General features: G+C 70.3%; 11 protein-coding genes. 2 read left to right on the top strand and 9 right to left on the bottom strand.

Annotated elements, in window-relative coordinates; translation table 11 throughout:
• Positions 1-51: 51 nt before the first annotated feature.
• The 6 genes from ACFTZL_RS32355 to ACFTZL_RS32330 form a co-directional block, all read right to left on the bottom strand.
• The gene (locus tag ACFTZL_RS32355; RefSeq protein WP_382589975.1) at positions 52-2,265 is read right to left on the bottom strand and encodes an ArnT family glycosyltransferase; all 2,214 of its coding nucleotides are present in this window, start codon (positions 2,263-2,265) and stop codon (positions 52-54) included.
• Entirely contained in the window at positions 2,262-3,707 is a 1,446-nt protein-coding gene (locus tag ACFTZL_RS32350) for a glycosyltransferase (RefSeq protein ID WP_382589972.1), read from the bottom strand. Before ACFTZL_RS32350 ends, ACFTZL_RS32355 begins: the two co-directional genes overlap by 4 nt.
• A 14-nt stretch (positions 3,708-3,721) precedes the next feature.
• Positions 3,722-5,368 (bottom strand): sensor histidine kinase, encoded by a 1,647-nt coding sequence (locus ACFTZL_RS32345; RefSeq protein ID WP_382589969.1) that lies wholly within the window; start codon positions 5,366-5,368, stop codon positions 3,722-3,724.
• Positions 5,365-6,105 carry a response regulator transcription factor gene (locus tag ACFTZL_RS32340; protein WP_382492481.1) on the bottom strand — a complete coding sequence of 247 codons (741 nt, stop codon included), beginning with the start codon at positions 6,103-6,105 and terminating at the stop codon, positions 5,365-5,367. Before ACFTZL_RS32340 ends, ACFTZL_RS32345 begins: the two co-directional genes overlap by 4 nt.
• 151 nt (positions 6,106-6,256) lie before the next feature.
• A complete protein-coding gene (locus ACFTZL_RS32335) occupies positions 6,257-7,129 on the bottom strand; it encodes a DUF2797 domain-containing protein (protein ID WP_382589966.1) in 873 nt (290 codons plus the stop codon).
• A gap of 140 nt (positions 7,130-7,269) precedes the next feature.
• A complete protein-coding gene (locus ACFTZL_RS32330) occupies positions 7,270-7,653 on the bottom strand; it encodes an HGxxPAAW family protein (protein ID WP_382589963.1) in 384 nt (127 codons plus the stop codon).
• A 104-nt stretch (positions 7,654-7,757) separates the two neighbouring features.
• On the opposite strand from ACFTZL_RS32330, the gene ACFTZL_RS32325 reads away from it, so the two are divergent.
• The gene (locus tag ACFTZL_RS32325) at positions 7,758-8,258 is read left to right on the top strand and encodes a MarR family winged helix-turn-helix transcriptional regulator (RefSeq protein WP_382589960.1); all 501 of its coding nucleotides are present in this window, start codon (positions 7,758-7,760) and stop codon (positions 8,256-8,258) included.
• Here the strand turns inward: ACFTZL_RS32325 and ACFTZL_RS32320 are convergent.
• Both ACFTZL_RS32320 and ACFTZL_RS32315 read right to left on the bottom strand, forming a co-directional pair.
• The gene (locus ACFTZL_RS32320; RefSeq protein WP_382589957.1) at positions 8,204-8,728 is read right to left on the bottom strand and encodes an NUDIX hydrolase; all 525 of its coding nucleotides are present in this window, start codon (positions 8,726-8,728) and stop codon (positions 8,204-8,206) included. The genes ACFTZL_RS32325 and ACFTZL_RS32320 overlap by 55 nt on opposite strands.
• A gap of 153 nt (positions 8,729-8,881) precedes the next feature.
• Positions 8,882-10,111 (bottom strand): RNA-guided endonuclease InsQ/TnpB family protein, encoded by a 1,230-nt coding sequence (locus tag ACFTZL_RS32315; RefSeq protein ID WP_382589954.1) that lies wholly within the window; start codon positions 10,109-10,111, stop codon positions 8,882-8,884.
• 262 nt (positions 10,112-10,373) lie between these two features.
• Between ACFTZL_RS32315 and ACFTZL_RS32310 the strand changes: the two genes are divergently transcribed.
• A complete protein-coding gene (locus ACFTZL_RS32310; protein ID WP_382589951.1) occupies positions 10,374-10,766 on the top strand; it encodes an NUDIX hydrolase in 393 nt (130 codons plus the stop codon).
• Between the two features lie 7 nt (positions 10,767-10,773).
• Here ACFTZL_RS32310 and ACFTZL_RS32305 read toward each other — a convergent pair whose 3' ends face one another.
• Positions 10,774-11,040: a hypothetical protein gene (locus ACFTZL_RS32305; RefSeq protein ID WP_382589948.1), complete on the bottom strand. Its 267-nt coding sequence runs from the start codon at positions 11,038-11,040 to the stop codon at positions 10,774-10,776.
• Positions 11,041-11,146 lie beyond the last annotated feature (106 nt).

The following is an 11,146-nucleotide window of genomic DNA, read 5'->3' as shown; positions in this document are numbered from 1 at the left end:
CAGGGCACTCGGCCACCGCCCTTCGCCGTACTCGGCCGTACCGGGGGACCGTCAGCCGCTCGCCTTCTGTGTGAGGTCGTAGAAGGTGGCCGAGCCGACCGTGACCTTCTTGAAGGTGGCCTCGATCCAGGAGGTGATCTGGGAGGACGTGCCGTCGCTGCTGCCACCCATGCCGCCGCCGCTGCCCGAGCTGATGAAGTAGTGGATCTTTCCGTCCGCCACGTACTGCTTGAACTGGGCCAGGGTCGGGGACGGGTCCGTGCCGTTGAAGCCGCCGATGGCCATCACCGGGTCTCCGGTGGAGAGCTGGTAACTCGCCGCGTTCTGGGCGCCGATGGCCGCCGCGACCCAGGTGTAGTCACCCGCGTTCTTCTCCAGCAGTTCCTTGGCCTCGGAGCTGACGCTGGCGCCGTTGAGCAGTCCGCCCATGCCGCCACCGCCGCCGCCCATGCCACCGCCGTCGCCGGTCCGGCCGCCGGGGCCGCCCTGCTGCTGGTTCTGGCCCTGGTTCTGGCCCTGGGTGTTGCCGTTGCCGTTCTGCTGGCCCTGCTGACCCGGCATGCCGCCGCCGGGGAAGCCGTTGCCGTTCTGCTGGTTCTGGCCGCCCTGCTGGTTGTTCTGGCCCTGCTGGTTGTTCTGGCCGGGCATGCCGCCCCCGCCGGGACCGCCGCCCATGCCGCCGCCACCGCCGGGTCCGCCCCGGCCGCCCGAGACCGCCGGACCCGCCGTGACGATCGAGCCGGAGTGCCCCTCGTTCAGCGTGGTGAGGGTGTACGCCGCCGGACCGGCCAGCGCGGCGACGAGGCCGAGCCCCGCGGCACCCAGGGCCAGTCGACGGCCCAGCCGTCCGGCGAAGATCAGGCCGAGAGCGGCGGTCAGACCGCCGACCAGGACGAGCCACTTCAGCCAGGGCAGGTAGTCGGAGGAGCGGTTGAGCAGGACGTAGCCCCAGGCCGCGGTGGCCGTCATCGCGGCCGCCAGGGTCAGCGACGCCCACGCCTTGTCGCGCTTCTCCCAGAGCAGCGCCGCGCCCATGCCGATCAGCGGGGCGATGTAGGGGGCGAGGGCCACGGTGTAGTACTCGTGGAAGATGCCCTGCATATAGCTGAAGACCACCATGGTGATCAGCAGCGAGCCGCCCCAGACCAGGAACGCACCGCGTGTCGTAGAGGTCCGGCGGGCCTTGCGGGTGGCCACCAGGCCGGCGACGAGCAGGAGCAGCGCGGCCGGGATCAGCCAGGAGATCTGACCGCCGATGGAGGAGCTGAACATCCGGTCCCAGCCGGTCTCGCCCCAGGCGCCGCCGCCGTTGCCGCCCCCGCCGCCACCGCCACCGACGCTGCCGGTCTCGTCGCCGTTGAGGCGGCCCAGGCCGTTGTAGCCGAAGGTCAGCTCCAGGAAGCTGTTGTTCTGCGAGCCGCCGATGTACGGGCGGGACGACGCGGGCCACAGCTCGACGATCGCGACCCACCAGCCGCCGGAGACGACGATCGCGACCAGGGCCGCCGCGAGCTGGCCGATCCGCTTCCTCACCGTCACCGGGGCGCAGACGCCGTAGACCAGCGCCAGCGCCGGGAGGATCAGGAAGGCCTGGAGGGTCTTGGCGAGGAAGGCGAAGCCGATCGCGGCACCGGCCCACAGCAGCCACTTCGTACGGCCGTCCTCCAGCGCCCGGATCACCAGGTAGCAGGCGGCGGCCATCAGCAGCGCCAGCATCGCGTCCGGGTTGTTGAACCGGAACATCAGCGCCGCGACGGGGGTGAGCGCGAGCACCGCGCCCGCGATCAGACCGGCCGCGGGGCTGAACCGACGGCGCACCGCGGCGTACACGACGGCGACCGTGCCGACGCCCATCAGGACCTCGGGGGCGAGGATCGCCCAGGAGCTGAGGCCGAAGAGCCGCACCGACAGGGCCATCGGCCACAGCGCGGCCGGGGGCTTGTCGACGGTGATGGCGTTGGCCGCGTCCAGCGAGCCGAAGAAGAGCGCCTTCCAGGACTGGCTGCCGGCCTGGACGGCCGCCGAGTAGAAGGAGTTGGCGTAGCCGGAGGCGCTCAGGTTGTAGAGGTAGAGCGCGGCGGTCACCAGGAGCAGTCCGAGGAAGGCCGGGCGGGCCCAGCGGGGGTCCTCGGGGCGGCCGTGCCACAGGCGTCGCACGAAGGGCCGCTTCGGTTCATGGGCGTGGGGTGCGGGTGCCGGGGGGCGGGTCCAGGTGTCGGGACTCGTGTCTCTGCCGGCGGTCTGCTGGTCGTAGTGGATCGTCATCGGGAGTCCCTCGGGTCGGTGTCGTGCGGGCGCACCGGCTGGAGCTGCATGGTGGCGTCCCTCCCCCACTGGGCGGTGTTGTGCGTGTACTGGGGGGTGCGCTGCGGCAGCGGCCCGTACGGGTCGTGGCGCGCTGTGGAAAAGGTCGGCGAGGACAGGGGGTGGACCGGAGTGTGCGAGGCGACCACCGCCGGTTCGCCGTCGCGGCGGTCCGGGAACACCCACGCCCGGAAGAGCAGGAAACGCAGCACGGTCGCCGCGAGGTTGGCGGCGATGAGCACCGCCAGTTCGGTGGAGTGCGCCGGCTCGGACGTGGCCGCGTTGAGCGCGGCGAGCGAGCCGCTGGTCAGGGCGAGTCCGATGCCGAAGACGACCAGGCCCTGCGCCTGGTGCCGTACGGCGCCGCCGCGTCCGCGCACCCCGAAGGTGAGCCGCCGGTTGGCCGCCGTGTTGGCGATCGCCGAGACCAGCAGGGCGAGCGCGTTGGCGAACTGGGACCCGGTGAAGACGCGGAAGCCGCTGTAGAGAAGCAGGTAGAAGAGGGTGGACAGGGCGCCGACCACACAGAATCCGACGAGCTGGCGGGCCAGGCCCTTCGGTACGTCCTTGATCTCGCGGTCGCGCGGGTCGTCGCCGAACGGCCGGGCGATCCGGTCCAGCGGCAGCGAGCCGGTGGCCAGGGCCCTGCCGATCCGCCACACGCCCTTGAGGTCGTCGGTCGCGGTCTTGACGATGTGCACGGTCGAGTCGGGGTCGTCGACCCAGTCGACCGGCACCTCGTGGATACGGAGCCCCGCGCGCTCGGCGAGCACCAGCATCTCGGTGTCGAAGAACCAGCCGGTGTCCTCGACGAGCGGCAGCAGCACCTGCGCCACGTCACGGCGGATCGCCTTGAACCCGCACTGTGCGTCCGAGAAGCGGGCCTGGAGCGAGCCGCGCAGGATGAGGTTGTAGGCCCGGCTGATGAACTCCCGCTTGGGGCCGCGCACCACGCGCGAGCTACGGGCGAGCCGGGATCCGATCGCGAGGTCCGAGTGGCCGGAGATCAGCGGCGCCACCAGCGGGAGCAGGGCGTTGAGGTCGGTGGACAGGTCCACGTCCATATAGGCGAGGACGGGGGCGTCCGAGGCCGACCAGACGGCCCGCAGGGCCCGGCCGCGGCCCTTCTGCTCCAGCCGGAAGAGGGTGACCTCGGGAATCTCCGCCGCCAGCCGCGCCGCCACCCGCGGGGTGGTGTCCGTGGAGGCGTTGTCCGCGATCGTGATGCGGAACGCGTACGGGAACGTCTTTTCGAGGTGCTCGTACAGTCTGCGGACGCACGGCTGGAGGTCCTTCTCCTCGTTGTAGACGGGGATCACTACGTCCAGGACAGGCGTACCGGCTGGCGCGGCCGGGAGGTGCTCCCGCGCCGGCAGGGTGCCGGGAGAAGAATCGGTTCGCATGGAACCGACTTTCGTCAGGCGCCCTGTTGTACCGATGTGGTGACGCTGTGGCGTGCCTGTGAGTGCTGTTGCCAGCTCATTTCCGGCTGCGGCTGCGTCGGGAGCGCGGGCAGGTGCACCGTGAAAACGGTCCGCCCGGGCACGCTGTCGACCGTCACGGCTCCGTCGTGCGCGGTCGCCACGGCCTGCACGATGGCGAGGCCGAGACCGGTCGATCCGGTGTTGCGGGAACGCGCGGAGTCGCCGCGCGCGAACCGTTCGAAGACATGCGGGAGCAACTCGGCCGGGATGCCCTGACCGTTGTCCTCCACGTCCACGCACAGCCAGGGCCCCCGCCGCTGCACCCGCGCGGTGACGGTCGTACCGGGCGGTGTGTGATTGCGGGCGTTGCCGAGCAGGTTGACGAGGACCTGTTGCAGCCGGGCCGCGTCCGCCGACACGAGCGCGGGCTCGTCGGGCAGGTCGAGGCGCCAGTTGTGGTCCTGGCCGGCGGCACGGGCGTCGCTGATGGTGTCCACGACCAGCGGTACGAGGTCGGTCTGCTCGAACTGGAGGGGCCGCCCCGCGTCGAGCCGGGCGAGCAGCAGCAGATCCTCGACGAGCAGCGTCATCCGCCCGGCCTCGGACTCGATCCGCCCGAGCGCGTGCCGGGTGTCGGGCCCGACGTCCTCTCTTCCGCGTCTGGTCAGCTCCGCGTACCCGCGAATGGAGGCGAGGGGGGTGCGCAGCTCGTGACTGGCGTCGGCGACGAACTGCCGGACCCGCGTCTCGCTCTGCTGCCGTGCGTGCAGCGCCCCGTGGACATGATCGAGCATCCGGTTGAGCGCGGCACCGACCTGTCCGACCTCGGTGTGCGGATCGGTCTCGGAGTCGGGCACCCGCTCGCTGAGGTTCACCTCGCCGGTGTGCAGGGGCAGTTCGGAGACCCGGGTGGCGGTGGCGGCGACCCGTCGGAGGGGGCGGGTGGCGACGCCGATGAGCACGGAGCCGGCGATGGCGGCGGCGACCAGTCCGGCGCCGGTGACGCTCACCTCGACGAGGATGAGGGTGTTGATGGTGGTGGTGACGGATTCGGTGGGCAGGGCGACGTAGTAGGTGCCGCTGCCGTCGACTTCGGAGACGTACTGCACGCGGTACTCGCCGAGGTCGGGGATGTCGATGGTGTACATACGGTGCGTCGTCGGCACCTCGGCGAGGGCGGACTTCTGCTCGTCGGTGAGCGCGACGGGCAGGTTCGGCTGGAAGGGGCCGTTGTCGTTGGAGGTCTCCTCGGCGAGGACCGCCTGAGTGACGCTGCCGTCGGCGCCGACCTCGGCGGCAATGGTGTCCGGCTGCGCGGGTCCCCTGGCGAAGCCGGTGATCCTGTCCGTCGAGCCGGCGTTCTGCTGTTCCTCGCCCTGCTCGTTCCCGTCTCCGTCCTTCCCGCCCCCGGGTTTCATAGGGCCCGACAGCCGCTTGCCGGCATCGTCGACCTTCGCGTCCAACTGCTCGTACAGATGCGACCTGAGCGCAAGCGTCGTCACGGTCCCGATCACCGCACACACCACAGCGATCAGCACCACGGACGCGACGACGAGCCGCGTCCGCAGAGTGCGCGGCTTGCCCGCTCGCGACTTCTCGCCCGCTCTCTGCTGCGTACGCGTCCGTCGTCGCCCGCTCATGACACCGCGGGCTTGATCAGGTAACCGGCACCACGCCGGGTGTGGATCATCGGCTCGCGCCCGGCGTCGATCTTCCGCCGCAGATACGAGATGTAGAGCTCGACGACATTGGCCTGCCCGCCGAAGTCGTACGACCACACGCGGTCCAGGATCTGCGCCTTGCTGAGCACGCGCCGCGGGTTGCGCATCAGGAACCGCAGCAGCTCGAACTCGGTCGCGGTCAGGTGGATGTTCGCACCGGCCCGGGTCACCTCGTGGCTGTCCTCGTCGAGGGTGAGGTCGCCGACGACCAGCGTGGAGTCCGAGCGCCGGTCGGCCGCACCGGAGCGGCGTATCAGCCCGCGCAGCCGTGCGACGACCTCTTCGAGGCTGAACGGCTTGGTGACGTAGTCGTCGCCACCGGCCGTCAGCCCGGCGATCCGGTCCTCGACGGCGTCCTTGGCGGTGAGGAAGAGCACGGGCACGTCCGGCAGCTCCCGCCGCAGCCGCCCCAGAACCGCCAGCCCGTCCATGTCGGGCAGCATCATGTCGAGCACGACGGCGTCGGGCCGGAAGTCGCGCGCGGTCTGGACGGCGCCCTGGCCGTCCCCCGCGCTCCGGATCTGCCATCCCTCATAGCGAAGGGCCATGGAGAGCAGTTCGGTGATCGACAGCTCGTCGTCCACCACAAGCACGCGGACGGGGCTCCCGTCCGGCCTCAGCAGTTCGGTGCGCCCCTGGGGCGAGGTCGTGGTCATGTGAACACGATGTCGGGGACCTCTGAGAGCACCCTTTCGGCAACCTGTGAATTCCCTGAGAAACACACAGGCACTTCTCAGGGAACGCCTGGGAATGTCGGCGTTCGGTGGGGTGAGGGGTGTTGGGGAAGCTGTGGATCCGCTGGGCGGGTCAGAACAACCCGTCCTGCACACCGGCCGCCTCCCTGAACTCCCTCACAGGAACCGACAGTTCACCACTCGCCGCAGGCACCAGCTCCCACCCGGTCATCAACCGCGTATCGAGCACGACGACTCCACCCCCGGTGGCCAGATGCAGATCGGGCCCGGCGGCGGCCACGAGCTCCCCGCTCACGACCCCACCGGCAACCAGCTCACTCACGCCCCCGACGGCGCCGGACAGCCCGGCGAGCCCGAACACATCGACATGATCGACAACCTCCAGTGGCTCCCGCCCCAGCGACTCCGGCCACCCCCCGAGCGCCACCGCCCGCGCGTGCAACTCGGCGACCTCACCGGCCCGATCGGCCGCCGCCTGCGGCAACGCGGCCCGTACGGCCCGCTTCTCGGCGTATGGAATCCGGTCGGGCACCCCCAGCGCGGCCCGCAGCAGCTCCTCCGTACGCCGCGCGGCCATGAGCGGCCCGGCACCCAGCCAGCTGAAGCAGACGGCACCCTGCTCGAGCAGCCGGGCCGAGCCCCGCTCCACCGCCGTGATCCCGACCTTGGTCATGCCGGGCCCGAACCACGCCAGATACACGTGATACGGCCGCGGATCGTCCGCGATCGTGTCGGCGGCCACCGAGTGCGCCCGGTCCAGCCGCGCACACTCCTCGCACCGCGCCCCCGTACTCCGCCCCGGCACGGCCACCCGCGCCGGACACGCATGCCCCCGAGCCCCCACACACGTCCGCACGCCCCCCTCCGCGACCCCGAAGGCCACGCGTTTCCCCCAGGTCAGCGCACTGCGCCGCCCGCCGTCCCACACCAGCACGGGACCGTCCGCCGACCATCGCAGCCCCGAGCACTTCCATGCCTGTGCCATCTCTGCCGAGACTAGAGGGCACCACTGACAACGACGCGGGGGCGCCCGGCCGGGACGATCGACGGGGACGACGACACACCGGCCGCCCGGAGGGAAGGGATCACCTCACGGCAGGAGGGGTCATCTCACGGAAGGCGGGATCACCTCACGGCATCGGCCCCCACGGCAGCAGCGGCCTCCGTCTCCCCACCCGCACGCACGGGCACGACCCCGGCCGCCGCCACCGGCCGCCGCCCGGCCAGCCGGCACCCCAGGCACTCGTCGTGCCCACCCGGCGCCGACGAGTCCCGCACGCGCCAGCTCCACTCCGCCCGGGGCCGGAGGCCGGGCCCCTTGCCCCACCCGGAGAGGTGCAGCGCCCAGGTGACGAGCAGAGCCACGACCCCGATGGCTGTTCCACCGGCGATCAGCAACCCCGAGACCAAGACAACACCGGCACCCGCCACAGTGGCCGCGACGCTCCCGATCGCGCATCCGACCCACCCCGCGAACGTGTGCCCGTGGTCATACTGATGTGCGCTCACGCGCTGCCCCCTCATCACACCGATGGACTCCGGGGACGCACCCCGAACCCCTCACCACCCAGCCGTTCAGGGCCCAAACCTCTCACGAGCTAAGGGAATTGGGAATGCAAGCCAAGCCGCGTCCGGCCGCCACGCCGGAGCAGGCACTGTCGGCGATGGACCACCTCATCGCGACCCACCTGGTCGGACAGCACGAGATCGCCCAGCAGGTCGGCATGAACGTGACCGACCTCACCTGTTTCGCCTACGTGATGGAGGCCGGCGAAAACCTCCTCACCGCAGGCGACTTGGCAGCCCGCGTCCACGTCACGACCGGCGCGGTCACCGGCATCCTCAACCGCCTGGAACGCGCCGGCTACATCACCCGCCGCCCCGACCCGACCGACCGCCGCCGCATCCGCGTAGCCGCCCGACCCGAGGCGGTCGCCCGCGTCCTGGAGGTCTACGCGCCGTACTACGCCCGCCTCGCGGAACTCATGGCGGACTACTCCCCTGCCGAAATCGCGCTCCTGAACGACTGGTTCACCCGCGCGAGCACTGTGGCGGCGGACTACTTGGAGGAGCACTGCCGCCCCGACCGACCGGGGACCGGCCGAGCCACGTAACGCCTGAAGGCATCGACGCCGTCCTCGACGAAGGTCCACTGCCCGAATGCCTCCCGCAACTCGCCCTCGGTGAGCCATCCGTGCCAGGCGATCTCCGACGGGTCGGGCGCGAGCACCTCGGTGACCACGGCTTCGTGCAGCCCGAGCCAGTAGGGACTGATCAGCCCGTCACACAGGAACTTGAAGACGAACCGCACCAGCGCCCGGACGCCCAGTTCCTCGGTGAGTTCACGCGCCGCCGCCTCCTCGTACGACTCCCCGACCTCCGCGGCGGCGCCGATCAGCCAGTTGTACTGCCCCGGAAACCGGGACACACCCTCCTGCCTCCGATGTACGAGGATGCGCCCCTGCGGATCACGGCAGACGGTCGTCGCGACACGGTGCAGCCAGCCCCTCTCGATGGCCTCGCCCCGCTCCACCAGACCGAGCACGCGATCCTGCTCGTCCACCCGCTCCACCAGTTCACTCATGGCTCCCCCCCCCCATCGCGGCGGGGCGTCCGGCTTGAGATCCTGACGGCCCGTCGAGAGGGGCAGGGGCATGGAATCAGACCCATGGCGAGCGGCGGTCTACAGCAACCAGTGGTTGAATCCTCCCCCTCGTAAACGAGGGGGATTCCTGGCTCAGGCTGCCCGGCGGAACAGCGTCCCGCCTGGTCTTGCGCCATCAGCACCAGCCGGGTTGAGACCAGCCCGGGCCAGCATCACGCGGGCGGAGTTCTTGTCTCTGGGCGAGACGGTTCCGCACGCGGTGCAGGCGTAGGTTCGTTCCGAAAGCGGTAGTGCGTGCTTGGTTCTCGCTCCGCACTGCGCGCAGTCCATCGTGGTGTGCGCGGGATGGACCAGGTGCACGATCCTGCCGTGCTTGCGGGCCATCTCCAACAGGGCCTTCTTGGTGGCGCCGATGGCGGCATCGGCGGCCTGTTTCGCCATGGTCGACTTCGCGAGGAACTTCGGGCGGAAGTCCTCCACGGCGATGGCGTCGTGGTCGGCCACTACGCGCTTGGCCCACTTACGGCCGGTGTCCTGGCGTTGCCGGGACACCTTCTTGTACGCCTTGGCCCGCAGCTTCTTCGCTGCGCGGTAGCTCTTGGAGGCTGTCTGTCCCTTAGCGGGTTTGCGGCGGGCCATCATGCGGTCGTACCGCGACAGCTGCGCCTGGGCCTTCTTCCCGTGCCGGGCGTGGGGAAGGTCATGGGTGTCGCTGGTGGTGGTCGCGGTCTTGCTGACGCCCCAGTCGATCCCGATCACCTGGCCGGTCTCGGGCAGCAGCTGGACTTCGACGGGCACGACGAACGAGGTGTGCCAGTGCCCGACGCTGTCGCGGTACACGCGCACCGAGGACGGTTCGGCGGGAAGACCCCGCGACCACACGACCGTCAGGACGATGTTCCCGGCAAGGTGCAGACGGCCGTCCTTCAGCCGGAAGCCGCGCTTGGTGTAGTTCAGGCTCGGGTCGGCCTCGCGCTTCTTCTTGTACTTCGGCATCCCGGCCCGGCGATGCTGCGGCAGACGTTCGCGGATGTCCTTCTGTGCCTTCGCGCGGGACTTGCCAAAGTCGCGGATGATCTGCTGCTGGGGAACCGATGAGCCCTCTCGTAGCCACGGCGTCTTCGCGCGGGCTTCGGTCAGCATCGTGTCGAGCCGGGCCGGACCGCACGTCGCCTTGTCCGTGTCGTCGGGGCGGTTGTTGTTCCAGAGGTGGGTCTGCTTGGACTTGGCCACGGACTCGTTCCAGATCCACCTGCACCGATCCCACTCCGCCAGCAGCGCACGCTCGGCGGTCGACGACACCCGCAGCCGGAACGTCCACCGGGCATGCCCGGCGCCCCCGGCCTCCTTCACCACCGACAAAACATCCCCCTCCCACGCCCCGCCCCGATCACCCCAGCCCTCACATAAAGACCGTACGTGCGACATGCGCACACCCGTACCCCACTACGGCAAAGCCACCCCAACCAGCGAACACGGGCACATCCGTTCCCTTTTCGGCTCCGTCGGCGGCTTTGCGGGCGCTCCGCGCCCCAGGAGACCGGACACGGCGACGCTCCGCGCCGCCGTCACGGGATGCGATTCCTCTCCGGCGTGAACGCCGAGGCATCCTCGCAAGAATCAGGTGAAGCTGTGTCTGGCCGATGTCCAGCAGCCTGACGGCAGCCGGTGTGAGTACTCGATCGTCCGCCTCCGGCACCTGGCCGTGGCCGCCGTGGTCAATGACCGGCGAGAGGTTCTGATGATGTGGCGGCACCGCTTCGTCACCGACACATGGGCCTGGGAGCTCCCCATGGGCCTGGTCGAGGACGGCGAGACGCCCGAGGAGGCCGCCGCCCGCGAGGTCCTGGAGGAAACCGGCTGGCGCCCGGGCCTCGTCAAGCCCCTGATCTACGCCGAGCCGGCCAACGGCATCACCGACTCACAGCACCACGTCTTCCGCGCCGACGACGCGACGTACGCAGGCGGATCGCTCGTGGGCCTGCTGTACCTGCTCCTGGACGAAGCGACTCGCTGACCGAGAGCTATCCCGTCTTGCGTGAGTGCCGGTTCGACCGGCGGCGCACGGTGAAGAGGGAGGCAACGATGCCGAGAGCCCAGGCGATCAACAGGGCGCCCCACAGCGGCATGGTCACCATCGGGATGAGAAGACGGATCTCGACACTCGTGCGGTTCTCGAAGATGAAGATCAGAGCGACCGCGGTGATCAGAACGAACGGCAGGTAGCGGCGGACGCCCGGGCGGGAAAGGAACGGCGTGCGCGCCTTGTGATCTGGGCTGGTCTGGGCCATGGAGTGCCTCTCCCTCACGTAGCCCCTGGCTCCAGCGTCCCCTTTCAGCACGTAACCCGCCACCGAAACGCAAGAGGCCCCGGATCTCTCCGGGGCCTCTCACCTG

The organism is Streptomyces sp. NPDC056948 (assembly GCF_042674225.1).
Classification (GTDB): domain Bacteria; phylum Actinomycetota; class Actinomycetes; order Streptomycetales; family Streptomycetaceae; genus Streptomyces; species Streptomyces purpurascens.
The sequence above is the reverse complement of the archived record's forward strand: the minus strand, read 5'-3'. Positions and strand labels throughout refer to the sequence as shown.

Coding starts and splice junctions, on each gene's coding strand:
- ACFTZL_RS32355 (WP_382589975.1), bottom strand. CDS start 2,265: ATGACGATCCACTACGACCAGCAGACCGCCGGCAGAGACACGAGTCCC.
- ACFTZL_RS32350 (WP_382589972.1), bottom strand. CDS start 3,707: ATGCGAACCGATTCTTCTCCCGGCACCCTGCCGGCGCGGGAGCACCTC.
- ACFTZL_RS32345 (WP_382589969.1), bottom strand. CDS start 5,368: ATGAGCGGGCGACGACGGACGCGTACGCAGCAGAGAGCGGGCGAGAAG.
- ACFTZL_RS32340 (WP_382492481.1), bottom strand. CDS start 6,105: ATGACCACGACCTCGCCCCAGGGGCGCACCGAACTGCTGAGGCCGGAC.
- ACFTZL_RS32335 (WP_382589966.1), bottom strand. CDS start 7,129: ATGGCACAGGCATGGAAGTGCTCGGGGCTGCGATGGTCGGCGGACGGT.
- ACFTZL_RS32325 (WP_382589960.1), top strand. CDS start 7,758: ATGCAAGCCAAGCCGCGTCCGGCCGCCACGCCGGAGCAGGCACTGTCG.
- ACFTZL_RS32320 (WP_382589957.1), bottom strand. CDS start 8,728: ATGAGTGAACTGGTGGAGCGGGTGGACGAGCAGGATCGCGTGCTCGGT.
- ACFTZL_RS32305 (WP_382589948.1), bottom strand. CDS start 11,040: ATGGCCCAGACCAGCCCAGATCACAAGGCGCGCACGCCGTTCCTTTCC.